Genomic DNA, 24,052 nt, shown 5'->3' on the forward strand with positions numbered 1-24,052 from the left:
TCATAACGTTAAAGCGGTGATTTTCATGGATGACCCCTACATCTGGATGGAGGATCTGAACAATAAGTGCGTTCTTAAACTGATTGAAGAGGAGAACAAACGCTTTAGGGAGTTTGTTGGAGAGCTCAGCGACGAGCTTTTTCCGGAGGTCAAGGAGCTCTACTTTCTGCCCATTATCAGAACGGCAAAGCTGACCGAACGGGGCACGCTCGTAATGGTCAATGAGGCCGGAAGGCAGGTCATTAAGTGGCTTGACGGTGATGTGATAGTCGATTCCAAAAAGCTTGAAGAAGAGCTCGGCGATGAAGTGCTTTTGCAGGGCTTCACAGCAGATAGCGAAGGAAAGAGGCTCGCCTACAGCTTCTCCATTGGAGGGGCAGACGAGGGGATAACAAGGATAATCGACCTCGAGAGCGGGAAACTCATCGAAGAGATTAGGCCTTCAGTTTGGGGAATCATCTTCCTCGAGGACGGCTACTACTTCGCGCGCTTCTACAGAAAGGAGAAGACCCCCGATGGAATGGAGCCGCCGGCGGTGAGGCTCTTCTTCAAGGACGAGAGCGGTGAAAGGATGGTCTTCGGTGGGGGCCTCGGCTCTGGCTACTTCATCAACATGGGGAAGAGCACCGACGGAAAATGGGCGATGGTAGTGGTGACCTTTGGCTGGAACAAGGCTGAGGTATACCTCGGCTCCATAAAGGAGCCCGAAAAGTGGGAGAAGGTTTACTCAGCTGAGGTTCCGGCACAGCCGATAGACGTTATCGATGGAAAGATCTACATCCTCACGAAGGAAGGAAAGGGCCTCGGAAAGGTCATCGCAATCGAGGACGGCAAAATCGAGGAGATAATCCCCGAGGGCGAGTTCCCGCTGGAGTGGGCAGTAGTAGTGGGCGACAGAATCCTCGCCGGCAGGCTCGTCCATGCCAGCCACAGGCTCGAGGTTTACTCACTTGATGGCAAGAAGCTCGACGAGATTATCTTCGACCTGCCCGGAAGCCTCTACCCACTCGACACCGATGGCAAGAAGGTTATCCTCCGATACGAGAGCTTCACCGTCCCCTACAGGCTCTACGAGTTTGACGGAGAGCTGAAGCTTCTCGACGAGAGGAAAGTTGAAGGTGACTTTCAGGTGAGCGAGGACTTTGCGATGTCGAGGGACGGCACGAGGATTCATTACTTCCTAGTCAAAGGCGAGAGGGACGAGAAGAAGGCCTGGGTCTTCGGCTACGGCGGCTTCAACATTGCCTTAACTCCGAGATTCTTCCCGCAGGCGATTCCGTTCATACGGCGCGGCGGAACCTTTGTGATGGCCAACCTCAGGGGAGGTAGTGAATACGGCGAAGAGTGGCACCGCGCCGGAATGAGGGAAAACAAGCAGAACGTCTTCGACGACTTCATAGCCGTTCTCGGTAAGCTCAAGGCCGAGGGCTACAAGGTTGCCGCCTGGGGCAGGAGCAACGGCGGGCTGCTCGTCTCAGCGACGCTCGTCCAGCGGCCGGACGTCATGGACGCGGCGCTGATAGGCTACCCCGTCATTGACATGCTCCGCTTCCACAAGCTCTACATCGGCAGCGTTTGGATCCCTGAGTACGGCAATCCCGACGACCCGAAGGACAGGGAGTTTCTGCTGAAGTACAGCCCCTACCACAACGTCAAAAGGCAGAAATATCCGCCAACGCTCCTCTACACTGGCTTATACGATGACAGGGTTCACCCAGCACATGCCATCAAGTTCTCCATGAAGTTGAAGGAGGTCGGCGCGCCAGTTTATCTGCGCGTGGAAACTAAGAGCGGCCACATGGGCGCTTCGCCTGAGACGAGGGCAAGAGAATTGACTGACCTGCTGGCGTTTGTTGTTAAGACTCTCGAGGCTTAGCCCTCTCCTCTAATTTTCAATATGTATAACTCTTAACTAATACTCCAAGCAGAAGCCAGAATCTGCCAGAGCTCGAAAAGTTCTTATATTTCCGGGGACGAGAATATACCCGGGGCAGGAACATGGAGAGCGCAAGGATATCGACGGGCATTCCTGGTCTCGATGCGATGCTCAACGGTGGCCTAATCCCAGGAAGGACTTATTTAGTCAAGGGAGCTCCCGGAACGGGAAAAACAACGCTCGCGATGCACTTTGCCATGGCCGGCATTGCCAACGGAGAGAACGTTCTCTACGTGACCTTAGAAGAGCCGGCAGATAACCTCAGGGCGGACATGACCAAGCTGGGATTTAACCTCCGCGATCCTAGGTTCACCCTGATAGACGCGACTCCAACGGCTGAGAGATACGTTCTCGTGGACGACTTCTTTGAGTCCTTCGCTAAGAACATAGAGAGGATGACGGAGGCCATAAAGCAGCAGCTCCGCACGAAGCACTACACCCGGATAATTCTCGATCCCATAACCATGCTCAAGCTGACAGCGACGAAGGAGATAGAGTACAGGAGGGCCTTCCTGACCTTCATAAAGACGATGATGAGGATGAGGACGACCGTTCTGCTGACATCGGAGCTTCAGAGAACGGACATCGAGGAGTACCTTGTGAGCGGCGTGATAGAGCTGAAGGCCTTCGAAGTCGACGGGAGACTCTCCCGGGGCATCAAGATAACCAAATTTAGAGGGAGCGGCTTCGACGGAACCATCAGGCCGTATGAAATTACTGACAGGGGGATAGTGGTCTATAACGATCGCGTGATTTCTTTACCCTGATGCTTCTATCATCGCCATTATCTTTCTGTGCAGCTGCTTGATGAGCTCCCTTCTGTCTTCCATCAGAACGACGTCGCTGGAACCTATAACTTCGAGGTTGAAGGCGAATGGACTTGGCAGCTCGTTGTGCTCGATCACAACCTTAACTTTCTCGTCGCGAACCCACCTCAGGAACTGCTCCGCACTCTCGACGTCCATTTTGTCCTCCATTATCTCGCGGTAGACCTCCTTCAGGAGCGGGAAGTCAGGGTAGTTCTCCTTGAGCACCTTGAGGAGAGCAACGGCCATCACCTGCTGCCTGCCGAGCCTCTTGCTCCTCCCGACATAGCGCCTTAAAATGAGCAGTCCACGGTTGGCCACGTGTCTGAACCTTCTCTTCAGCAGTTCGGTGTTGTCGAGGGCCTTTTTGAGAGTCTCCCTCAAATCCCCAATCTCAAAGAGCGCCCGTATTTCCCCCTCGTCCAATCTCTTCTCTGGTGGGAGGAGAAGGGCAAAGCCGTTGTCGTTTATCGCTATTCCAACGTTGCAGTTCTTCCACTGGCTGACCATGTAGGCAAAGGCTCTGCTCAGGGCATCGTTTGCTCGCCTGCCGATGAGCGTGTGGAAGAAGTAGCGGTTCCTCTTCTCGCCAAGGACCTCCTCAACGAGAACCGTGCTGTTGTCCGGAATCACTGAATAGCGAGCCTGCTCGTGGAAGTAGGCTAAAATTGCTCTCGCGGCGCGCTCGTCTATGCCGTACCTCCTCATGAGGAGCGACTTTGCACCCCGCTTGTCTAGAAGGTTCTTAACTTCCCTCCTAAACTTCTGGACATCCAGGGCAAGGTCAAAGCTAAGCGGAAGCATCTCCGAGAACCAGGCAGGTATGGTTGGCTTCGCACCCTCGCGCGGGATAACGTAGATCTTGTTGCCCCTGCTCTTGATGAACTCGTAGGTTCTTCCGGCGAGAACAAAGATATCTCCTGGCATGAGCCTCTCGGCGAACTCCTCTTCAACCGTTCCGATGAGCTTCTTGTCCATCGTGTAAACCTTTATCTTCGCCTCGTCGGGAATTGTCCCGACGTTCATGTAGTAGATGGCCCTCGTCATCTTGCCGCGCCTGCCGAATTTTCCGTCCTCCAGCCATATCTTGGCGTAGACCTTCCTCTCTTCGAGGCCGGCGTATTCTCCCGCCAGATACTTCAGCACGCTCATGAAGTCCTCGTAAGGCAGGTCGTGGAAGGGGTAAGCTCTCCTCACGAGCTTGTATGCCTCATCGACCTCCCAGACCTGATTCAGTGCCATACCAAGCAGGTGCTGAACCAGAACATCGAGAGGATTCTTCGGGATTCTAATCCTGTCGAGCCTCCTGTTGCGGGCGTTGTGCGCCAAAACGGTAACCTCGACCAAATCGTCCCTGTCGAGGGCCAAAATGACGCCTTTGCTCACGTCGTGCAGCCTGTGACCGGCCCTTCCAATCCTCTGCAATGCTCTATTGACGCTCTTTGGCGAACCGATGAGGACAACCAAATCTATTGTACCGATGTCAATGCCAAGCTCTAAGCTTGTCGAAGTGACGACGGCCTTCAGCTCACCCCTCTTTAGCTTCTCCTCGACGTCCAGGCGAACCTCTCGCGAAAGGCTTGAGTGATGAGCTTCGATCAGCCCCTCAAACTCCGGATAGCGCTTCTTCAGGTTGAAGGCTACTCTCTCAGCACCACTCCTCGTGTTGGTGAAGATTAGCGTCGTCCTGTGCTCCCTTATCAGCTCGGCCAGGCGCCTGTAGAGGGCGTCGCTCAGGGTTCCAGCGTCAGTGTAAATCAAATCCTCGACGACGCTCTCGACCCATATTTTGGTCTCTTTGGCGAAGCTGACGTCAACTATTAGGCCTGGCCTCGGTTTGCCCTCATCGTCAAAACCGAAAACGAACTTGGCAACTTCCTCAAGCGGATGAATCGTTGCACTCAAGCCTATCCTGACGAATTCACTCTCGGCGAGATTTGCCAGGCGCTCGATGCTCAACGCCAGGTGGGAACCGCGCTTGTTCTCGGCCAAGGCGTGAACCTCATCGATGATGAGGTACTTTACAGTTCTCAGCCTCTCGCGGAACTTTGGCGCATTGAGCGCTATGGCGAGGCTTTCTGGAGTGGTTATGAGTATGTGGGGCGGCTTCCTCACCATCTTGCTCTTCTCGTAGCTCGAGGTGTCGCTCGTCCTTATGCCGACCCTTATCTCCGGCAGCTCGTAGCCAAGCTCCTTGGCGACCTCCTTTATCTCCGCCAATGGCCCCTCAAGATTGCGCTTTATGTCGTTGTTGAGTGCTCTCAACGGAGAGACGTAGAGAACGTAGATTTTATCATCCAGCTTCCCCTCCTTCCCCAAAAGAATAAGCTCGTTTATTGCCGCGAGAAAGGCAGAGAGAGTCTTTCCAGAACCGGTCGGCGATGAGATGAGAACATTCTCCCCCCTGTGGATCTCAATAACCGCATATCGCTGGGGCGGGGTGAAGGTGCCGAACTTCCGCTTAAACCACTCTCTAACCGGCTCGCTCAGTATCTCGAATATCTCCTCGTCCGCGTATTCCCTCTCAGCGTACCTTATCCTCTTCCCACTCATCGGCCGACCATTTGCTTTTGGATTTTTAAACTATTCGGTTGGCTTAACAAACTTTTTAAGTGCTTATGATGAACCCCAATTGGGTGAGAAGATGGAGGTGCTCAAAAAGGTTCTTGAGGAGTTCAACCGGCTCCACGGCAGCGAAGCCCAGGCCAGGCTCGTGGGAGTCAATGGTGATGAGGTTGTCATTGAGTTCGAGGGCTCGTTCTGCGCAACCTGCGGGCTCTACGACTACTTCGACGACATCAAGTGGGAGGCCCTGGAGTTCGGCCTGAGAGTTGAGCCCGTCGAGGTCTTGGAGGCCGAAGAAGATGAATTCGAGCACGGACGGTACGTTGTAAAGTACAGGCTCGCAGGCAAAAGTTAAAAGCGCTCCCTCGATTCTTCCACCATGGACTTCCTCCTCTTGGCCCTTACGGTAATCCTCGCTTGGGACGGCTACTTTTTCGTTAATTACCTAATTAGCCTTTTCCGTAATTACAGAATTCGGGAATGGACGCCGAAGGTTAGCCTAATAATCCCTGCCTATAACGAGGGAGAAAGGGTCTTGAGGGCAATAAAATCGGCCCTTGCTCAGGATTATCCAGACTTTGAGGTCATAGTTGTCGATGATGGAAGCGAGGACAGCACCTTTGAGGTTGCCAATTCCGTCAACGATCCGAGGCTCAGAGTTTACAGAAACGAACACAGCGGAAAGGCCAGAGCATTGAACTTCGGTCTCTCAAAAGCTAGTGGGGAGATAATAGTCACCACAGATGCAGACAGCGAGCTTGATGAAAACGCCCTGAAGGAGCTGGTGAGACGCTTCTACTCCAATGAGGTACTCGGCGTGGGCGGCCAGGTACGGGTTATGGGCTCGTCCTTCCTCGAGAGGGCGCAGGACACCGAGCACCTGAGGATTGCAATGTTCCGGCGCGCTAAAGAGCTCAACGACCTGAGCCTCGCCCCCGGGCCCATAGCGGCCTTCAGGAGGGAAGCGCTTGAGAGAATTGGCGGTTTTGTTGAGGACATAGTCGAGGACTATGCCACGACCAAAGCGGTCAAGAAGTTAGGAAGGGTTGTCTACGCCCCAATGGCCAAGGTCTACACCGAGATGCCAAAGAGCCTCTCCGTGCTCTGGCGCCAGAGGAAGCGCTGGTTCCTCGGCGACCTGAAGAACCTCGGCGGCGGCTTCACCAAGGATTGGGCGTTCCTGCTGTTTTCCGACTTCGTGGCATTTCTTGATGTTGTCCTTCCCCCCCTCCTCTTGGTTCTTGGTCTCTTTGAGCTCTTTGCATTTTGGTATGGCTTCGAGGTCGTCACAATGCTCGTGCCAACGGTCGTTGAAGGAGGCTCACTCCTAAACGCGCTCCTGTTTCCTTTCATCGTGTGGTTCTGGGCGCTGTTCTACCTCACACTCCACCTTTACGGCTACGTTAGGCTACTCCTGGGCAGGCTTTGAGAGTGCCTGCTCCCCATCTTCATTCGAAACCTTTAAATGCCCATCCCTGTGCTACATAAACTATATAGACTATGTGTTAACCAATAGACTAAATAGGCGTGATGACGATGATGCTCATAACCGCCGCCCTCTTCATGGCCTGGGCAATAGGCGCGAACGACAGCGCAAAGGCAGTTGGGACCGCTGTGGGGTCTGGAGTTATCGGATTCAAGCGGGCCGTGCTGCTCATTGGAATATTTACGACTCTGGGCGCCCTCCTCGGTGGTTCGGGCGTTTCAGGGACGGTGAGCGGGTTAGCCGAAGGCATGGAAGCCTCGACGCTCGGTTTAGTGCTCTTCAGCGCGGCGGTAGCAGTTACAATCGCAAGCCTCTGGGGAAAGCCCATCTCAACCACTCAGTCCCTCATCGGAGCTTTAACCGGTGCATCCCTTGCGCTTGGTCTGTCTGTGGACTGGGGAACTCTTGGGAGGATAGCCCTTGCATGGGTTCTCTCCCCCATCCTGGCGGCCCTTGCGGCCATAGTCGTCTATCGTCTCTACTCTCCGGTGTTGAAGAGAATAAAGTGCCTCAGAAACTTGGAGCTGACCCAGAGGTGGCTGATATTCACGGCGGCTTCTTTCTCAGCTTTCAACCTCGGTGCAAACGAGCTCTCAAACGTAGCAGGTATATTAGAAAGCTTGGGCTTTAATGGGCCGTTCAAGGTCGTCCTTGCCCTCATGCTCGCCATTGGAGCGCTGACCTTCAGCTATGAGGTCATGATGACAGTTGGAAGGAACCTCTCTCCTCTGGGACCAACTTCGGCCTTCTCATCGCAGTTAGGAGCTTCTTTAGCGGTCAGCTCCGCTAACCTGCTGGGCCTCCCAGTCAGCTCTGGCCAGGCGATAATAGGCGCCATAAGCGGGCTTAGTGCTTACAAGGGCGAGCGTGTAAACGTCAGGGTTCTCCTTGGAATAGTTCGGGGGTGGATTCTCGGTCCTCTGGCTGCAGGTGGGCTGGCATACCTGCTCGTCGGCCTCTTAGCTTAGGCTTTTAAACCGACCGCCGAAGGTTCTTGAGGTGTTGCGAGATGGTCGAGTTTAAGTTTGAGGTAAAGGCGAGAGACGCCGCTGGCAGGATTGGAAAGCTTGAAGTTAACGGGAAGAAGATAGAAACGCCTGCCATAATGCCAGTCATCAACCCGAAGCAGCTCATAGTGACGCCGAAGGAACTGAAGGAGATGGGCTTCGGCATGGTAATCACCAACTCCTACATCATTTACAAGACACCCGAGCTTAGAGAGAAAGCCCTCGAGATGGGCATCCACAGGCTCCTCGACTACGACGGCATTATCGAAGTCGATTCCGGCTCCTTCCAGCTCATGCGCTACGGCGGCGTTGACGTTACCAACAGGGAAATAGTCGAGTTCCAGGAGAAGATTGGCGTCGATATAGGTACGTTCCTCGATATACCAACGCCGCCAGACGCACTGAAGGAGAAGGCGGAGGAAGACCTTAGGATAACCCTCGAGCGCGCGAAGGAGGTCGAGGAGATAAAGGGGATAGCGATGAACGCGGCGGTTCAGGGCTCAACGTATCCGGACCTGAGGACATATGCCGCCCAAAAGCTCAGCGAGATGAACTTTGAGATTCATCCCATCGGTGCCGTCGTGCCGCTGATGGAGAGCTACCGCTACAAAGATCTGGTTGATGTTGTCATAGCCTCCAAGCAGGGGCTGAGGCCCGACAGGCCGGTTCACCTCTTCGGCGCTGGCCACCCGATGATTTTTGCCCTCGCCGTTGCAATGGGGATAGACCTCTTCGACTCTGCCAGCTACGCCCTCTACGCCAAGGACGACCGCTATCTAACGCCTGAAGGGACCAAACACCTGAGCGAGCTTGAGTACTTCCCGTGCTCCTGTCCAGTGTGTAGCCGCTACACCCCTCAGGAGCTCCGCGAGATGCCGAAGGAAGAGCGCACGAGGCTTCTGGCTTTGCACAACCTCTGGGTAATCCGGGAGGAGCTCAACCGCGTGAAGCAGGCCATCAAGGAGGGCGAACTCTGGAGGTTAGTTGACGAGAGGGCGCGCTCACATCCGAAGCTCTACGCGGCCTACAGGAGACTGCTCGAATACCAAGATTACTTGGAGCGGAACGAGCCGATAACCAAGGCAAGCGCCTTCTTCAAGGTGAGCGAAGAATCTTTGAAGTGGCCAATAGTCCAGAGGGCCAAAGCGAGGGCGGAGCGCGTTAAGGCGAAGTTCCCTGAAACCATCAACCACCCGATATTCGGGGAGATTCCCAAGTATTTAAGCCTCAGCTACCCCTTCGCCCAGAGTGAGGGCGAGGAGGACTTTACGATAGAGAAGCCAAGGAAGAGTGAGGTCAGGAACTACGTTATGGCCGTAGCGGAGTACCAGTTCGGAGAGGGTGCTGGGGAGGCCTTTAAGGACGCCTTCGTCGAGCTGTCGAGGAAGACGGGGATGCCAAGGCAGATAAAAGCAAAGGGCAAGCACCTCGCAACCTTCAGGGCCGAGGATGGGCTTTTAACGCTCGGTATCGAAGGTGCTAAGAGGCTCCACGAAATCCTGCCGTTCCCGAAGATGCGCGTGGTGGTCGATGAGGACGCCGAACCCTTCGCGAGGAAGGGCAAGAACGTCTTCGCGAAGTTCGTGATTGATGCTGACGAGAACATAAGGCCCTACGACGAGGTTCTGGTCGTGAACAGAAACGATGAGCTTTTGGCCACCGGGCAGAGCCTCCTCAGCGGAGAGGAGCTGAAGGTTTTCCAGAGCGGTCTGGCTGTGAAGGTCAGGCGTGGCATTGGCTGAGCCTCGAAAATTTTATAACCTCCCACTTTCCCTTTACTTCGGGCGGGCCCGTGGTCTAGATGGTTATGACGCCACCCTTACAAGGTGGAGGTCCGGGGTTCGAATCCCCGCGGGCCCACCAGTTCTATAAAACTCAAATATTAGGGTCCTTCAAGAGATCATCTCATTTTCTTTGACCTCTTTGCCACTACTGTTTGATTCTTGAAAAGCCGTTTTGCTTTTTTGGTGCCTAACGCATAGGTTAAGATTGATGTAGCAATGATTAAGCCCAAGATGTCGTTTTTTACTTCAGGATTAGATAGATAAAAGAACAGGATTATTACCATAAAAAGGGTGGGGAGAAAAACGAATCCTTCAGAGATTGTTCCAGTTTTGACTTTCCATCTTACATGGGGCTTACCTTTAAACTTGGACCAAGTTATGCCGGATACTGTTAAACTATCAGCAAAAAGGTGAGATACATACCCTACAAAGAACCAAAAAATTGCAATGTAACTCTCGACAATGTATCCTAAAATTCCCCCGACGATCAAAGAAACAACTACTCCTGCTTCAATTGTATGCATAGCTCCCCTATGTTCAACATATCTCGAAACTACATTCCCTATTGGCAATTTCGTTGAAATATACGATTTTGGGTGATCAATGTCAGGAAAAAGTGCTCCAAATGCAGCCACTGCTACGAACACTTCATTAAATTCCATGACTCCAAGAATCTTTCCTACAAATGCAAATATCAAATAGAATAATGCTCCAAAAACTGCATGTGTGTACCACATCATAGTAGTCACCAATAAAAATTTTAAAACCTAAAGATTTAACATTTTTGATTTGACACACTAATATTATGTCGCCCTCTTCTCTTCCTCCGGAAACTTCCAATTCCGCGTTATTTTCGTCACGTTGCGGACAAGGGCCTTCTCCTGTGGATTCTTCTCGACGAACTTTTCGAGGAAGGAAATCAGCTCGTCGTAGGTGCCGCGCTCGACCGGGAACGGCACCCTGTCTTTGCCACCAACCGCGTAGGTGAACTTGAAGGGATCGGGCGGATGCGTTACCGGGTCCTTCCAAGACGGGTGAACGTCGTAGACAAGCTCAAGGACAAGTGATAGAGCCCTCAGCGTGCTCGGACCGAGGCCCTTCAGGAGGAGAAGCTCCTCGTAGTTATTCACGCTCAGCTCGCGGGCGAACTCAAGGGCTCTCTTGTTAAGCTCCAGCTTACCTAGGCTTTCGTACTTCTGAATAAGGGCCTTCTCATCCACATCGCGGGGCTTGTAATAAACCAGCGGGCGGTAGCCCTTCGCTATAGCCTTGAGGCTCTCAAGCTCGCGCTCTATCTTCACTGGCTTTTCCTGGATGATATCGAGAAGCGTCTTCTGATATTCCCTGGCTTCCTTCGAGACAGTGTTCAGCGCAAACTCCCTCTTTAAACCTGCAATCCCCTTGTGGGGGTCGAGGGTAAAGACCTCAGCGTCAAACCAGTGGAAGCGCCTCGCCATCCTCTCGGCCTCGTTCATACCCTGCTGTATCACTGCCCAGTTGCCCTCTTCATCCAGGAAGAAGACGTGGTGGTACAGCTGATAGCCAGTCTGGAGGGCAACGGTGTCGACCTTTGCCACAAGCCTGGACGTTCTGACGTATGGAGTCGGGTCGAGGTCGTAGATCTCGGCTATGGTTTTCAGTTCCTCCGGTGTTGCCCTGCTCTTCTTGCCCTTTCCGCCAGCGGCCTTAACGCCCAGCTCCTCCCGCCAGAGGGCGTCCTTTATCATCCCAGCCGTTACCGTCGTGCTCCCAGATGAGTCCCAGTCCATGCCGATGACGTTGTTAAAGGCCTGAAACCACACCGGGTCTGAGAGCCTCTCTAAGAGACCTTTAGTCCCGTACTCCTCGACGGCGAGAATCAGGACTAAGCGCGTCAGCTTCCTCATCCTCTGGGCGAGCCATGGCGGAACGTGGCCGCCGTGGAGGGGTAAATCAGCGACGTTCCTCATCAGGGTTATATCATCACTCAAGGTTTTAACCCTTGTTCCGGAAAATCCTCATGTGAGGGCCAGGTGAGATGCATAATCATCGGTTTAACCTGGCAGTAAAACAAGGAAAGCCTTTTTATCCTCTACTTCGATTTTCGTCTGCAGGTTTAATACTGAAGGAGGTCGCGGTAATGGGAGTTGAAAAGGTTCCGAAGTACGACATCCCCACGATTAAGGTCGATTACGTTTTTATTGAGCTCGACAAGATGAAGCCCCACGAGCAGCTCGTCCAGAAGGAGCTCGAGGCATTCATCGAGAGCGTTACCGGCTCTGGCCTCTTCTGGAAGCCGATGCTCCTCGCGAAGGTTCCGGGCGAGGATATGTACCTCATCGTTGACGGCCACCACCGCTGGGCCGGCCTTCAGAAGCTCGGCGCCAAGCGCGCCCCGTCGGTCATCCTCGACTACTTCAGCGATGATGTGAAGGTCTACACCTGGTATCCTGCCTTCAAGGGCAGTCTTGAGGATGTTCTCGAGAGGCTCAAGGCAGAGGGTCTCGAAGTCATCGAGGACCCGGAGGCCGAGGAGAAGGCCGAGAGGGGAGAGATAGCATTCGCCCTCGTCGGTGAGAAGAGCTTTGCCATCCCCGGCGGCCTTGATGAGCAGAAGAGGGTCAGCAAGGTTCTCGACGAGATGAGCGTTGAGGGCAAGATTGAGCTCATCTACTACGGTCTCAAGGAAGACGCCAGAGAGGACATGGCAAAGGGCGAGATTGACTACGTCTTCCTTAGGAAGGCTCCGAGCAAGGAAGAGGTCATGGAGCTCGTCAAGCGCGGCGAGGTCTACTCCCCGAAGACCACCAGGCATGTCCTTCCGTTCAACCCGGACAAGATAGACGTCAAGCTCGAGGAGCTGTTCTGAAACCTTTTAACCTCTTTTTCCTACTCCCTTTGCCGATGAAGAAGGATCAACCGGCTGAAACCGCGCTTCACGCGGCGCCGTGATGAACAGTCCAGGAGGCTGAGGCATGCTTAAGGGGATAATCTTCGACGTTGATGAGACGCTCGTTTACTATGAGGGCTACGATCACCGCGAATGGTACGAGAACTGGGTGATGCCCGCTTTAAGAGAGCACGGCATCGAACTGGATTATGAGACTTACAAAAAGACCGTAACAGGTGAGCTGCCGAGGAGCTACGTCGAGCGCTTCGGCATCAACCACGTCGAGTTCTGGCGGATTGTTGACAAGGTGAACCTTGAATACCGCAAAAGAATGGCGGAACTCGGACGAATAAAGCCTTTCCCTGACGTTGATGCTCTGGGAGAGCTGAAGAAGATGGGTCTGAAGCTCGCCGCGGTGAGCAACGCCTCGCAGGAGTGCACCGAGTTCGTTCTGAACCTCTTCGACCTGAGGAAGTACTTCGACGTCGTCTACGGCAAGGACTACTCCAATCTCGATGGGGTTAAGCCGAATCCCTACCTCGTGGAGAAAGCCCTCAGGGCGCTCAGTCTCAAGCCAGAAGAGGCCCTAATGGTCGGCGACAGTGCTCATGATGTTCTGGCGGGCCACCGTGCGGGAATGAGGGTGGTCAACGTTACCCGTCTCGAAAAGGTTGATGGGGCGGACTACTACGTGAAGGATCTCTGGGAGCTGGTCGAGCTTGTAAAAAAGCTTAGGTAACCGTTGGTATATCGTGGTGGATAATTGCCCGTGAAACACACGGCCATTAGGTTTACTACTTGGCGCATTTTTAGTTTTTGAAATCGTAACTGGAAACAGTTCAGAGTCTGGTTGCGGCATGCTTAAATACAAGGAAATCCATTTAATACAGAGAGTGGTGCACTATGAACAGCTTCAAATGTGAGAGGTGCGGTGCGCCTCTCGAGGTCTCTCCCGAGACTATAGTTGCAATATGCCCCTACTGCGGCTATCCTAACCACATAAGCGGCAACCTGAAGACTGAGCACATCTACATCGTCCCTTCTCTGGACAAAAACGCCATAGCCAAGGCCTTCTGGGAGAGGGTTGAGAGAGATTTTGACCTGAAGAGAATAAAGGACCAGCTTCAAATAGTCGACATCGAAGGACACTACTCGCCCTACTGGAAGGGCTCGGTTCACGTTGAAGGTGAGGTGGAGTACACCGTCCGCGAGGAGGAATGCCGCACCTACACGGACTCCAGCGGCGAGGAACACACGGAATGTCACACCGTCGAGAAACACTACCACGACTTTGTCAATGAAGATATTCCGCTTATAGGTTCCGCCAGGAGGCAGGTCAAGAGCTTTGGTGTCGATGACATCATCGGGCACTACTCACGGAGCAGGCCCAAAGGTAAGAGGCTTCTCGACCTTGACGAGGACCAATGGGGCAAGATAAAGCTCGAGATACTCAATACCGAGATAGATGAACTCCAGGCGAAGATGATGATGCGAGAGGATGCCATAGATGTGATAAGAAACCGCTATTCTGCGAAGGCCGACAGGATAGACCGCTTCGACATCAGGGCCGAAATGCCGGAGAGCGTCTCCCTGGTTCTCTTACCGATGTGGACGGTCTACTACAAATACGGCAACTCAATTTACCACGTGGTTTTCGCCGGCTGGGACGGGAAGGACGTCGCAGCGACGGAGCCGATGACCATGCTTAGGAGGGCCCAGTACATCGGCGCCATTGGCCTTGGTTCGCTCATAGGTGCCTTCGGAGCGGCTTACGGGGGTGCAGTGGCTTCAGGGGCAGTAGTGATATTCGCGCTCATCTTCGGCTCTGTACTAGGCGGCTACGGTGGCTTCAAGGTCCTCGAGGGCCAGCGCGTCGAGAGGGGAGGTTCAATGAGCTCAGTGATGAGTGTATTTAGGAGGTGAGAGCATGGAGGTCGAGTGTCCCACCTGCTCGGCAAAGTTTAAGGTTCCAGACACGGTCAGTGTCGTCACCTGCCCATACTGCGGCACAACGTTCCAGCTCGAAACCAGGGAGGAAGTTGACGATCACTTCTTCTTCCCGCCGATGAAGAAAGACCCCGCTGGACTTCTCCTTAAGTTCCTCTCCAGACAGTACGGCGCTCCTGCAGACATCACCGGAGCGAAGGTCACCAAGAAGGAGCTCCACTGGGTGCCGGTTTATTTCTTCTACCTCCGCGGAAGGAGCAAAAGGTGGGAGACGATAGAGGAGATAAAGTTCATCGGAATCCCTGCTGGTTCGCCTCTTGCCCATCTGCTTCATGGCTACCCCTTCCCGATAAGGGGCAAGCGCTTCTTCGACGAAGCAGTCGTGAAGAAGGGCCGCTATTATGAGCCCAAGATATCAAAGGAAGAAGCGGAGGCCAAGGCCAGGGCAGAGCTCGAGAGTGCCCTGAGGAGCGAGGCGTCGCAGGAGGACAAATCCCTTGGGGGCTTCGAAATAGAAGTCAAGTATCAGGGTCTCGTTCACTATCCCGTCTGGGAGGTTCACTACGAGTATGGCGGTGAGAGATTCACCGGCTACGTGGACGGCTCGGACGGGAGAGTCATTCAGGGGGAGTATCCCCTCATGAGCGAAGCCCGGAAAAAGGCCACCATCCTCGGCGGCGCGGTGCTGGGAGGAGGCTTCCTCATTGGGCTGATAGCATCGGCAATATACGGAAGCATCTGGGGAATCCTCGGTGGTCTGATACCCGCCGGCATAGGTGCGGCAGGGATATTCTCTAAAGGCTCCGTCAGGAAGAGAACCGTTAGCGAAGTTATGAAAGAGTATAAGGGCAACCTGTACTTCAAGCGGATGTGAGGTGGGAAGATGGGAAAGGAAACCTCGATAGTTGAAAAAATAGAGCTCTTGATTCCAGGTTTTCACGGCTATAAGAAGAAGGAGCTCCTTAGGGAAGATGACAGGCTGATAAGGGGAAAGGTCGCGGAAATTCTTGGCCAGGCAAAAAGGGAAATGGAAAGAGCCCTGCAGAGGTGCGCCATGGTGAACTGCCAGCAACTCATGGCAATTGAGAGCCTTCGCAAAAAGCTCATGATGCTGGAGAGCAGGATTCTCCATGCCGAAGCCGGCTACCGCGGCTACTTTGACCGGATTAAGTTCAGGGAGGATGAGCTGAAGAAGCTCATAGAGTACGACGCCCAAATGATAGGTCTGGCCGAAGAGATACTCAACGAGGCCAAAGCTCTGAACGGCCAGATAGCCAACCCGCAGGCCTTAGGCATGGCGGTTCTCAACCTCGAGGACAAGCTGACCAACTTTGAGGACGTCCTGAGCAAAAGAATGAGCTTTGTGGTGGGTGAGTGAAATGGTAACCGTTATCGAGTGGGTCAACCCCGGAGAGGACGAAATAATCTGGCGCTATCCAAACGAGGTCATAACCTGGGGAAGCCAGCTGATAGTTCATGAGTATGAAGTGGCAGTCTTCATGCGCGATGGCAAAATCTACGATGTTCTCGGTCCTGGGAGGCACACCCTCACGACCCAGAACCTTCCGCTCCTCTACAAGCTCGTCGGCGGTTCAAACAGTCCGTTTAAGGCGACGATAATCTTCGTCAGCATGAAGCAGTTCCAGGGGCGCTATGGGGGAGAGACTCAGACGAGGGAGCTGGCTCCAATAAAGTACTATGGCGTCTACTGGTTTAAGGTGGCCGATCCCGTGCTTTTCATCACCGAGGTCGTCGGCGGCCAAAGCCTATACGACGCTAATGATGTCACCAGGTTCATCAGGGCCTACTTCAACGAGGGCATGATGAAGCACCTCTCGACCTACTCCATCGTCGACCTCTTCCAGAACCTTGATATGGTCAGCACACAGGTCAAGGTCAAGCTCATAGAGGACTTCCGCAGGCTCGGCCTCGAGCTGGTTGACGTCAAGATCGAGGGTGTCAACACAACCGATGAGTGGCGCCAGAGGCTCTTCTGGATTATGCAGACCGGAAACGCTCAATACGTCATGCAGATGGACACCACCAAGCAAGTTGCAGCGGAGCTCGGAAAGAGCTCTGGAGCGGCTATGGGCACAGGAATGGTGCTCATCCCGCAGTTGATGCAGCCTCCCGCGCAGCCGGCCCAACCCTACGCTGGAGCTGGAGTTCCGCCCGCTCAGCCGCAGCAGCCAGCTGCTCCAGCAGCACAGCAACAGGAGATATGTCCCTACTGCGGCAAGCCCCTCCCCCCAGGAGCACGCTTCTGCCCCTACTGCGGACACCAGATCCACCGCTGTCCAAATGGGCATGTAGTTCCTGAGGGAGCGAAGTTCTGCCCTATTTGTGGGGCTAAGTTAGAATGAGGCTTCCTCTCAATTTTCTCTTTGATGGCGACACAATGAGAAGCTCCTCGCAAGAACGAGTCTGATAGGAATTTCTATGGGTCAGCTTTCAGAAGGATAAAGAAGGAGATGTTCAAACCCCGAACTTCTCCTCAATGTATGCCCTCGCCAGATCCTTTGTTGCCTTAAGCCCCTTGACGTGCGTGCGCTCCATGCCGTGGCTCGCGTGGACGCCGGGCCCGATGAGTGCAACCCTGACGTCCCAGCCCGCCCTTAAGGCCGCTGAACCGTCGGAGCCGTAGTAGGGGAAGACGTCGATGACGTGGGGGATTTCATGCTTCTCGGCCAGCTCGATGAGCTTCGTCGTCATGCCGTAGTCGTAGGGGCCGCTTGAATCCTTAGCCGCTATTGAAACGGCAGTCTCTTTGCCAGCAACGCCCTCGCCAACGACGCCCATGTCCACGACTAAAAGCCCCTTCATGCTCGGCGGATAACCCGCCGAACCGCCGTGGCCGACCTCCTCGTAGGGCGAGAAGAAGAACGCCACGGGGAGCTTTTCGAGGGTTTCCGCTCCAAGGTCAAGCATGAGGTCTATCATAACCGCAACGCTGGCCTTGTCGTCGAGGAAGTGAGCCTTAACGAAGCCGTTGACGTACTCGAACTTTGGATCGAAGGCTATGAAGTCCCCGGGCTTGATGCCAAGCTTTTCAGTGTCCTCTTTCTTCTCGACCTCTGCATCGAGCCTTATGTACATGTTCTCCTCTTTGCGCTCCTTCTTTCCTGCCTCCTTATTCACGTGAACACTTGGGTTCTTAAGGAGGAGCGCTCCGCGGTAGCGCTTGCCCGAGCGGGTGATTATTGTGCAGTACTCCCCTTCGAACGTCGGGAGGAGAAGGCCGCCGATTCTGGTGAAGCTCAGATGCCCGTCAGGAAGTATTCCCCTCACCATCGCCCCGAGGGTGTCAACATGGGCCCGCTATCACAAGCTCCGGCTCCTGGTGGTTGCCAGCCACCAGAGCCCCTTTGTTGGTGTAGTACGTCTTTACGCCGTTCTCGTTCAGAAGCTTCTCAATGTGGGCTAAAACCTCCTGAGTGTATCCTGTCGGAGAGGGTATCTCCAGAATCTCCTTGAGTATCCTAACGACTCTCTCCATATTAATCACCGCCGGAGATTCATTGTTGAGATTTAAAACCCCACCGGAAGTCCTCAAACCCCAAGTGCCCTAAGCACCATGAAGAGTCCGATAACTGTCAATGTCAGTACAAAAGTCACGCTTATGGCCTCCTCCGCTTTGAGCTTATACTGTGCCAGAATAGCGTTGGCCGCTATTGCTGGTGGCATAGATGCCTCGACGAGGACGGAGTAGAAGATGTCTTTACTGGCAAAGTGCAGGGTAAGGAACACGAACAGGAAGGGCACAACTATTCTGAACGTTCCAACTTCCAAGAGCTTCCTCACCTCAAAGCGGCTGAAGGTAATCCTCGATCCGAAGTAGATGAGAAGCAATGGGATGCTCCACCAGCCGATGGTTTTTATCGGTTCAAGAATGACATCAGGAACCCTCACTCCTGCTATCACAAGCCCCAGGGCGAGCAGGTTTGCCATAGTAGGGGGAAACTTAAGGGCCTTGAGAAAGCTCTTCTTCACCGAGGCTCCGCCGCTGGAGTAGTGGGCGGCTATGAAGGTAACGATTGGAAGCACTATCATAGAGTTGGTGGTGGAGTATAGTATCGCCGGCGTTATGTCGTCAAGGAAAAGGCTCGCTATAGGGAAGCCAAGGGCAGCGGTGTTCGGATAGACGGAAAGCACCATCAGCGCACCTGCCCACAGCTTGTCGCTTTTCAAGAAGAGGCGGCCGTAGAGATAGGAGAGGCTCAGACTGAGACCAATGATAATGAACACGTACATAAAAACTGTCTTTATGCTGAGGAGATAGGCTAGATCCTTGCTTGCCACGTTGCCGAAGATAAAGAGGGCCAGGAGAAAGTCGTTTACAAGGATTCTAAGGTAGTTGAAGGGCTTCTCATCCTTGAGGACGAGCTTAAGGACGTAGCCGATGATTATGAGCGCGAGCATCTGGACGATGTTCATGGAGACGATTTAGATTTGAGCGTTAAAACGTTTTTGGCATATTGAACCGATAAATTTTTATATACCAAACGCACTAGCTAAGTACAGAAAATTGTACTACAAAAATCTGTACCTGGTGGTAGCATGGAAGACCTGAGAACCCAGCTCGAGGAGCTGAAGAAGAGGTTGGAGGCGCTCGAGGAGAGCATCGACCCTGTGGACGAGGTCATGCTTTCCATCAAGATGCGCCTCAAAAAGAAGCTCGAGAGCCTTCCAGAGCTCGACGAGGAAAAGGCAGCGAGGACGCTGAAGGCTTTGGCAAACCCCGATAGGATTAGAATCCTCAAGATGCTCTCCGAGAAGCCGATGGGCTTCAAGGAGATAAAGGAAGCGCTGGGTGTGGAGAGCCCCACCGTTTCACACCACCTCAAGCTTCTCGTCAAAACGAGGATGGTTAGGAAAGGTGACAAGTACGAGATATCGCCCGACGGTCGTTTGTTTTTGCGTTTGCTCGAGATAATTACTGCCCTTGAGGAGGTGGAAGAATGAGTTTTGAGTGGAAGTACCATGTGGTGGCACACGAGAGTCCAAGGTTTAAGATCGCCGAGTATCTGAAGGGTTTTACAGCCGTTTTGCTGCTTCTCTGGCTGTTCAAGGGGCTATTGAGGCTTGAGGAGTACAACGACTACATGGTCTACGCGATAATAGGCCTGATATTTGCCTTCGAGCTGCTGAGCGTGGGGAAGTGGTTCGGCGTAACGCTGAGCGGAATAATCTTTGCGCTGGCAAAAGGTGCCTTCTGGACGAGCGTCTTCCTGTTCTTCGGGAAGTGGCTCGGCATGTCGAAGGCCCTCAGTGGATACGCTGGAACGGCCTTTGCATACGCAGTTGTGCTGACCATCGCGGGTCTGCTGATGGCCAAGTTCGACGAGAAAAAGCTCGACATAAAGGTCGAGAAAAGTGCCTACGAGTTCAACGGGGCAGACTTCGGCGACGTGAAGCTCAGGGGGAGCGGTAAAGCGTATCCGATCAGATTTGGCAGGAAAAAGGTTGGCTGGATCCTGGATGGAGAATTTACAGTCGAGGCAGAAACCCCACTTGGGGCTGTACGGAAGAAGCTGATTTCTCCAGTTGCTCTCTGGACGCCTGAGAACATAACCGGAAAGAAGACCTCCCCCGATCCATCCTTCGTGGAAAGGGTAAACGAGCTGATAAACCCGGACAGGCTCTACAAGAGGGGCAGAAGGGACACGGTGGTCGACCTTGGCTTCATCAAAGTCTATGAGGGGGATGGTTTTGAGTACGTTAAACTGCCCTTCATAGAGGTCATAGAAACTCCTAGCGGTCACGATGTCAAGATAGGCCCTATGAGGTTCCGCGAGGGACACCCAGAGAGACCGCCGAGTGAAATGCTGACAATCAGGGAGCTCACCAACGGCTTCCAGCTCACCAAGGTCGGCGACAGGCTGAGGATTCAGACGGACGAATACTCGATAGAGGTTGACGGCGAGAGAGTTCTCTACAAGAGCGGAAGCGAGAGCCTATCCCTCGGGAGGGATCACGTCTCACTCCGCTCCGGAGAGGTTTCGATAACGGTGGGCAGGGGAAGGGCAAAGATACGCATCGAGGACGTGGTGATCTCGGCCAAGGAAGGAAAGGTTCGCATAAGGGCCGGTGGAAAGAGCTACACGGTAGAGAACAAAGATGCCTACAGGCTCGTTATGGCAAAGGCCAAGGAAATCGTGGAGGAACAGAGCGCGGAGCTGATAGAGGGCCTTGGCATAGACAGGGCCAGACTAAACAGGCGCGTGAAGGAGCTCCTGGACGAGCTAATGGAGTACTTAGGGTGAAGGGAATGGAAACAGTTGCCGTGATAGTGGAGGTAAATACACCTGAGGAACGCGATAAAGAAAGACGGCCACGAAAGGCCGCTTTTTGATTTTATTCCCTGTCCACTGGAGGGATGTCTGTGAGGTTCGAAGGAGTACGAGAAGTTGAGATAGACATAACCAAGGGACACATCAAGCTTGAAGGGTGGGAAGAGGATTACGTGGAGTTGAACCACAGTTCAGAGGGAAAAGCTACTGTCAAAGCTGTTCAAAAGGGAGAAAAGCTCAAAATAGTCGGGGGAGTCAGAAGAAAAGCCTTCAACCTCCTCAGGAAGCTTGATGATGGCAGGGCCGAGCTGGAAATCAGGGTGCCTAGAGATACGCGGGTTCATCTCCAGGGTTTTAGGGGAGATATCGAGGCCTCGGAAGTGAACTTCGAGAACGTGGTATGTGGTGGGGGAACCCTTATTCTAAAGAACTGCACGGCTAAAACGCTAACACTGGCCCAATCAACGCTCAAGGCTTTGCTTTCAGTGGTGGGCTCTATGAGCATCAACATTGCGATGGGGGATGCGGAACTCAGGATTACGGAGCTTGAGGGAAACGTCCGCGCGAATGTCGTCATAGGTGCCCTCAGGCTGTATCTTCCTGACACCTGCGACGCCAGGATTAACGTTGCATCCCGGAGAAAGGAAAGGGTATGGTTCGAGGGGATTGATCCACTGGATCCCGTTATCGGCACAGGGAAGTACGAAGTCACCATAACCTCGGAGATGGGCGATGTTACCATCGGACTGCATGAGGAGGATGGTTGGGATGATGTTTGAAAACGTGAGGGAAGTTCAGATAAAGGCCGTGAACGGCCGTATCAATATCGAGGGCTGGGACAACGACTACGTGGAAGTCGATTATACTCTACACGGTGAGGTAGATGTTGAAGTAGAGCAGGAAGGGAAAAAGCTTGTCGTCAAAGAAAAGCCCCGGACAAAAAAAGTCCTTGGCATCTTCCAGAAGTCTTCAGACGGCTGGGCGGAGATTGAGCTGAAAGTTCCGAGGAAAGTCGTTGTGAAGGCTAAGAGCGTCAACGGGGAGCTTCACGCAAAGAACGTCCGCTTCACCGAAGCCATAACCGTTAACGGTGAGCTTGAGCTGGAGAACTGCGAGGCGGAGCTTATAAAGACGGTCAACGGCGAGGCGAAGGCGAGCCTCCCCACAGCCGGCCCGCTGAAGGCAACGACGGTGAACGGGGATATGGTGCTTGAGATTGAAGAGCTGGAGGACGACATAGAGGTAACGAGCGTGAACGGGGACGTGGTGGTTCGTATCACCGACTTCTGCGACGCGCGCATAAAGGTCACCAAAGTCAACGGCGACGTTGAAATTGCCGGAATAGACCCCAACGACCCCGTTATCGGGGCTGGAACTTATGAGGTCAAAGTAAGCACCGTCAACGGTGACGTGAGGGTTGAGCTGATTTAACAATCTAATTCTCTACTTACTTAATTACAGAATGGTGTAATACGGAGGGTAGGGAATGAGCCTCAGCAGGAACTTCTGGCTCTTCGCAGTCGGCCGCTTCATCTCGCAGCTCGGCTGGGCGGTGCAGGAAGTCGCTTTGCCGCTCTACGTGCTCGACCAGACCCACAGTGGGGGCATGATGACGCTATTCGTTTTAGCGGACATCATTCCCTCTCTTATTATAATGCCGTTCGCGGGTGTGATAGGTGATCGCTACAACAGGAAGAAGCTCATGGTGAGCTTTGACCTCGCGAGGGGCCTCCTGCTCTTTGCGGTCATAGCGTTCAACTTCCTCGGCATCTACCAGCTACTCGCAATTCAGGTCGTCATGGCGGTCATGGGGACGTTCTTTGGGGCCGCCACGAGTGCGATGTTTCCGGACCTCGTTGAGCCTGAAGAGCTGGAGAAGGCAAACTCCACGGTGAGTTCGTTCTCAATAATAGCGAGGCTCGTTGGCCCGGCCTTGGGTGGCCTCATCTACGCCTTTGGCGGGATAAAGCTCGCCCTGCTCATAAACGCGGTGAGCTTCTTTGGCTCCGGACTGTTTGAAGCTCTAATACACTACGAGTGGAAGACGAGGGAACTTGAGAGCGCCAGACAGGTCATCGAGGACATAAAGGAGGGAATAGCGTTCCTGCGCTCCAGCCACTACCTCATGGTGCTCATGTTCTTCGCCCTCTTCATGAATGCACTCGGTCAGCCCTTCGGCGCGGTTATAATGCCCTACTCCTTCAGGGAGATCCTTAAGTTTTCCAGCCAGCAGTTTGGACTGCTCGAAAGCGCCTTCATGGGCGGCATGCTCCTCGGCAACCTGCTCATAGCTGTGAAGCTGAAGAAGCCGGGCAGGCTGTTCTTCAAGGCGCTTGCATTCAACGGTGCCATGATGTTAGTCTTCATATGGGTGGTCTCGCCTTATACGGAGCTTGCCACGAGGGTTGCATTCTTTACCCTCGCTGGAGTGTCCATACTGTGGGGCTTTAGCAACGCGCTGATTAACGTTCCCCTCAACGCCAAGATACAGCGCGCTATTCCCACAGAACTCCGCGGTAGGGTTTTCTCCGCCCTTGCCCTGCTCATAAATGTATCCGCGCCTCTCGGCCTTGTGGTTGTGGGGTCTCTGATGGACCGCTTCCCTGTCTGGCAAATAAGCGCCGTCCTTTGGATTATGATGGGAGCCGTGATACTCTACTACTACATCAAGCACAGGGAGACCCTACTCAGGGAGCAAAAATACGGGGAGAGTGGAAGCAGAGAGAGAACTACTTGACCTCTTTTATCTTTCCTTCCCTCTTTTCTATTGCGCGCGCCATTATGAAAAGCAAATCGCTGAGCCGGTTGAGGTAGACGAGAACGCTGCTTCCAAAGCCGTAGTCAAGAACGAGCCGTGCAACAGCCCTCTCGGCTCTCCTTGCCACTGTTCTGCACACATCGAGCTTGGCACTGGCGATGGTGGAGCCAGGAAGGACAAATGCGCGGAGCTGAACTTCTTCTTCATATTTATGAATAAGTTCTTCGAGCCACTTGACTTCCTCTTCTCCAACTTTCTTGTACTTTCCCTTGCTCGCTATCTCAGCCATGAGCGAGTAAAGCTCAACCTGGATTTTTTCGAGTACCTCTGCCATCTCTTCGGGCACGTAGTGTTTGGCCTCGCCCAGAAAGCTGCTCAGCTCGTCTATGGTGCCGTTAGCTTCCATTATGGGCGAGTACTTCGCAATTCTGTCGCCTGTAAAGAGACCTGTTAAACCTTTATCACCGGTTTTGGTCGTTATTGGCATGGGATCACCTCTTTAAATTTGCCCAGGCTGGTTTTATTGTTTGTGGAAGCCAATGAACACTGTCGGTGATGAAAGGCACCTGTACGGGAAAGGAAAACTTATTTATACACTAATGCC

The 24,052-nt window shown here is 53.5% G+C and carries 22 protein-coding genes, 1 tRNA gene and 1 pseudogene; 18 read left to right on the forward strand and 6 right to left on the reverse strand.

What is annotated here, in order from left to right:
- Positions 1-25: 25 nt before the first annotated feature.
- Complete coding sequence (locus tag E3E26_RS06525) at positions 26-1,876, forward strand: prolyl oligopeptidase family serine peptidase (protein ID WP_167900765.1); 1,851 nt, start codon at positions 26-28, stop codon at positions 1,874-1,876.
- Between the two features lie 122 nt (positions 1,877-1,998).
- Positions 1,999-2,703 carry a gas vesicle protein GvpD gene (locus E3E26_RS06530; protein ID WP_167900481.1) on the forward strand — a complete coding sequence of 235 codons (705 nt, stop codon included), beginning with the start codon at positions 1,999-2,001 and terminating at the stop codon, positions 2,701-2,703.
- Here the strand turns inward: E3E26_RS06530 and E3E26_RS06535 are convergent.
- Positions 2,695-5,295 (reverse strand): ATP-dependent helicase, encoded by a 2,601-nt coding sequence (locus E3E26_RS06535; protein ID WP_167900482.1) that lies wholly within the window; start codon positions 5,293-5,295, stop codon positions 2,695-2,697. The two genes, E3E26_RS06530 and E3E26_RS06535, sit on opposite strands and share 9 nt — an antisense overlap.
- A gap of 91 nt (positions 5,296-5,386) precedes the next feature.
- On the opposite strand from E3E26_RS06535, the gene E3E26_RS06540 reads away from it, so the two are divergent.
- The 5 genes from E3E26_RS06540 to E3E26_RS06560 all read left to right on the forward strand — a co-directional run bounded on the left by E3E26_RS06540 (position 5,387) and on the right by E3E26_RS06560 (position 9,663).
- Positions 5,387-5,662: a hypothetical protein gene (locus E3E26_RS06540; RefSeq protein ID WP_167900766.1), complete on the forward strand. Its 276-nt coding sequence runs from the start codon at positions 5,387-5,389 to the stop codon at positions 5,660-5,662.
- A 24-nt stretch (positions 5,663-5,686) separates the two neighbouring features.
- Positions 5,687-6,736 carry a glycosyltransferase gene (locus E3E26_RS06545; RefSeq protein ID WP_167900483.1) on the forward strand — a complete coding sequence of 350 codons (1,050 nt, stop codon included), beginning with the start codon at positions 5,687-5,689 and terminating at the stop codon, positions 6,734-6,736.
- A gap of 107 nt (positions 6,737-6,843) precedes the next feature.
- Positions 6,844-7,761 carry an inorganic phosphate transporter gene (locus tag E3E26_RS06550; protein ID WP_167900767.1) on the forward strand — a complete coding sequence of 306 codons (918 nt, stop codon included), beginning with the start codon at positions 6,844-6,846 and terminating at the stop codon, positions 7,759-7,761.
- 41 nt (positions 7,762-7,802) lie between these two features.
- A complete protein-coding gene (tgtA, locus tag E3E26_RS06555) occupies positions 7,803-9,542 on the forward strand; it encodes a tRNA guanosine(15) transglycosylase TgtA (protein ID WP_167900484.1) in 1,740 nt (579 codons plus the stop codon).
- 44 nt (positions 9,543-9,586) lie between these two features.
- Positions 9,587-9,663 (forward strand) — tRNA-Val (locus tag E3E26_RS06560).
- Between the two features lie 37 nt (positions 9,664-9,700).
- Here the strand turns inward: E3E26_RS06560 and E3E26_RS06565 are convergent.
- Together E3E26_RS06565 and E3E26_RS06570 are read right to left on the reverse strand one after the other, a co-directional pair.
- Complete coding sequence (locus E3E26_RS06565) at positions 9,701-10,324, reverse strand: metal-dependent hydrolase (protein ID WP_167900768.1); 624 nt, start codon at positions 10,322-10,324, stop codon at positions 9,701-9,703.
- Positions 10,325-10,387: 63 nt separating this feature from the next.
- The gene (locus tag E3E26_RS06570; protein ID WP_167900485.1) at positions 10,388-11,533 is read right to left on the reverse strand and encodes a DUF763 domain-containing protein; all 1,146 of its coding nucleotides are present in this window, start codon (positions 11,531-11,533) and stop codon (positions 10,388-10,390) included.
- A 170-nt stretch (positions 11,534-11,703) separates the two neighbouring features.
- Here E3E26_RS06570 and serK point away from each other — a divergent pair, with 170 nt between their 5' ends.
- The 6 genes from serK (at position 11,704) to E3E26_RS06600 (ending at position 16,763) form a co-directional block, all read left to right on the forward strand.
- Positions 11,704-12,432, forward strand: a complete 729-nt coding sequence (gene serK / locus E3E26_RS06575; RefSeq protein WP_167900486.1) for an L-serine kinase SerK — start codon at positions 11,704-11,706, stop codon at positions 12,430-12,432.
- Between the two features lie 106 nt (positions 12,433-12,538).
- Complete coding sequence (locus E3E26_RS06580; protein ID WP_167900487.1) at positions 12,539-13,192, forward strand: HAD family hydrolase; 654 nt, start codon at positions 12,539-12,541, stop codon at positions 13,190-13,192.
- Between the two features lie 164 nt (positions 13,193-13,356).
- Positions 13,357-14,376, forward strand: a complete 1,020-nt coding sequence (locus E3E26_RS06585) for a hypothetical protein (protein WP_167900488.1) — start codon at positions 13,357-13,359, stop codon at positions 14,374-14,376.
- A gap of 4 nt (positions 14,377-14,380) precedes the next feature.
- On the forward strand, positions 14,381-15,274 hold the full coding sequence (locus E3E26_RS06590; RefSeq protein WP_167900489.1) for a hypothetical protein: 894 nt from the start codon (positions 14,381-14,383) through the stop codon (positions 15,272-15,274).
- Positions 15,275-15,283: 9 nt separating this feature from the next.
- Positions 15,284-15,778 carry a hypothetical protein gene (locus E3E26_RS06595; RefSeq protein WP_167900490.1) on the forward strand — a complete coding sequence of 165 codons (495 nt, stop codon included), beginning with the start codon at positions 15,284-15,286 and terminating at the stop codon, positions 15,776-15,778.
- Position 15,779: 1 nt separating this feature from the next.
- Positions 15,780-16,763, forward strand: coding sequence for an SPFH domain-containing protein (locus E3E26_RS06600; protein ID WP_167900491.1), 984 nt, complete (start codon positions 15,780-15,782; stop codon positions 16,761-16,763).
- A gap of 112 nt (positions 16,764-16,875) precedes the next feature.
- On the opposite strand, the pseudogene E3E26_RS06605 reads toward E3E26_RS06600, so the two are convergent.
- Together E3E26_RS06605 and E3E26_RS06610 are read right to left on the reverse strand one after the other, a co-directional pair.
- Positions 16,876-17,896, reverse strand: a pseudogene (locus E3E26_RS06605) (M42 family metallopeptidase).
- Positions 17,897-17,949: 53 nt separating this feature from the next.
- Positions 17,950-18,834, reverse strand: coding sequence for an AEC family transporter (locus tag E3E26_RS06610; protein ID WP_167900492.1), 885 nt, complete (start codon positions 18,832-18,834; stop codon positions 17,950-17,952).
- A gap of 123 nt (positions 18,835-18,957) precedes the next feature.
- On the opposite strand from E3E26_RS06610, the gene E3E26_RS06615 reads away from it, so the two are divergent.
- The 5 genes from E3E26_RS06615 (at position 18,958) to E3E26_RS06635 (ending at position 23,427) form a co-directional block, all read left to right on the forward strand.
- Entirely contained in the window at positions 18,958-19,362 is a 405-nt protein-coding gene (locus tag E3E26_RS06615; RefSeq protein ID WP_167711737.1) for a helix-turn-helix transcriptional regulator, read from the forward strand.
- A complete protein-coding gene (locus tag E3E26_RS06620) occupies positions 19,359-20,663 on the forward strand; it encodes a hypothetical protein (RefSeq protein WP_167900493.1) in 1,305 nt (434 codons plus the stop codon). Before E3E26_RS06615 ends, E3E26_RS06620 begins: the two co-directional genes overlap by 4 nt.
- Before the next feature lie 119 nt (positions 20,664-20,782).
- Positions 20,783-21,469: a DUF4097 family beta strand repeat-containing protein gene (locus E3E26_RS06625; RefSeq protein WP_167900494.1), complete on the forward strand. Its 687-nt coding sequence runs from the start codon at positions 20,783-20,785 to the stop codon at positions 21,467-21,469.
- Complete coding sequence (locus E3E26_RS06630; RefSeq protein ID WP_370520095.1) at positions 21,462-22,121, forward strand: DUF4097 family beta strand repeat-containing protein; 660 nt, start codon at positions 21,462-21,464, stop codon at positions 22,119-22,121. Before E3E26_RS06625 ends, E3E26_RS06630 begins: the two co-directional genes overlap by 8 nt.
- A 55-nt stretch (positions 22,122-22,176) precedes the next feature.
- Positions 22,177-23,427 (forward strand): MFS transporter, encoded by a 1,251-nt coding sequence (locus E3E26_RS06635; RefSeq protein WP_167900496.1) that lies wholly within the window; start codon positions 22,177-22,179, stop codon positions 23,425-23,427.
- Here the strand turns inward: E3E26_RS06635 and E3E26_RS06640 are convergent.
- Positions 23,420-23,935, reverse strand: coding sequence for a cob(I)yrinic acid a,c-diamide adenosyltransferase (locus E3E26_RS06640; protein ID WP_167900497.1), 516 nt, complete (start codon positions 23,933-23,935; stop codon positions 23,420-23,422). The two genes, E3E26_RS06635 and E3E26_RS06640, sit on opposite strands and share 8 nt — an antisense overlap.
- Positions 23,936-24,052 lie beyond the last annotated feature (117 nt).

Source organism: Thermococcus sp. LS1, assembly GCF_012027395.1.
GTDB lineage: Archaea > Methanobacteriota_B > Thermococci > Thermococcales > Thermococcaceae > Thermococcus.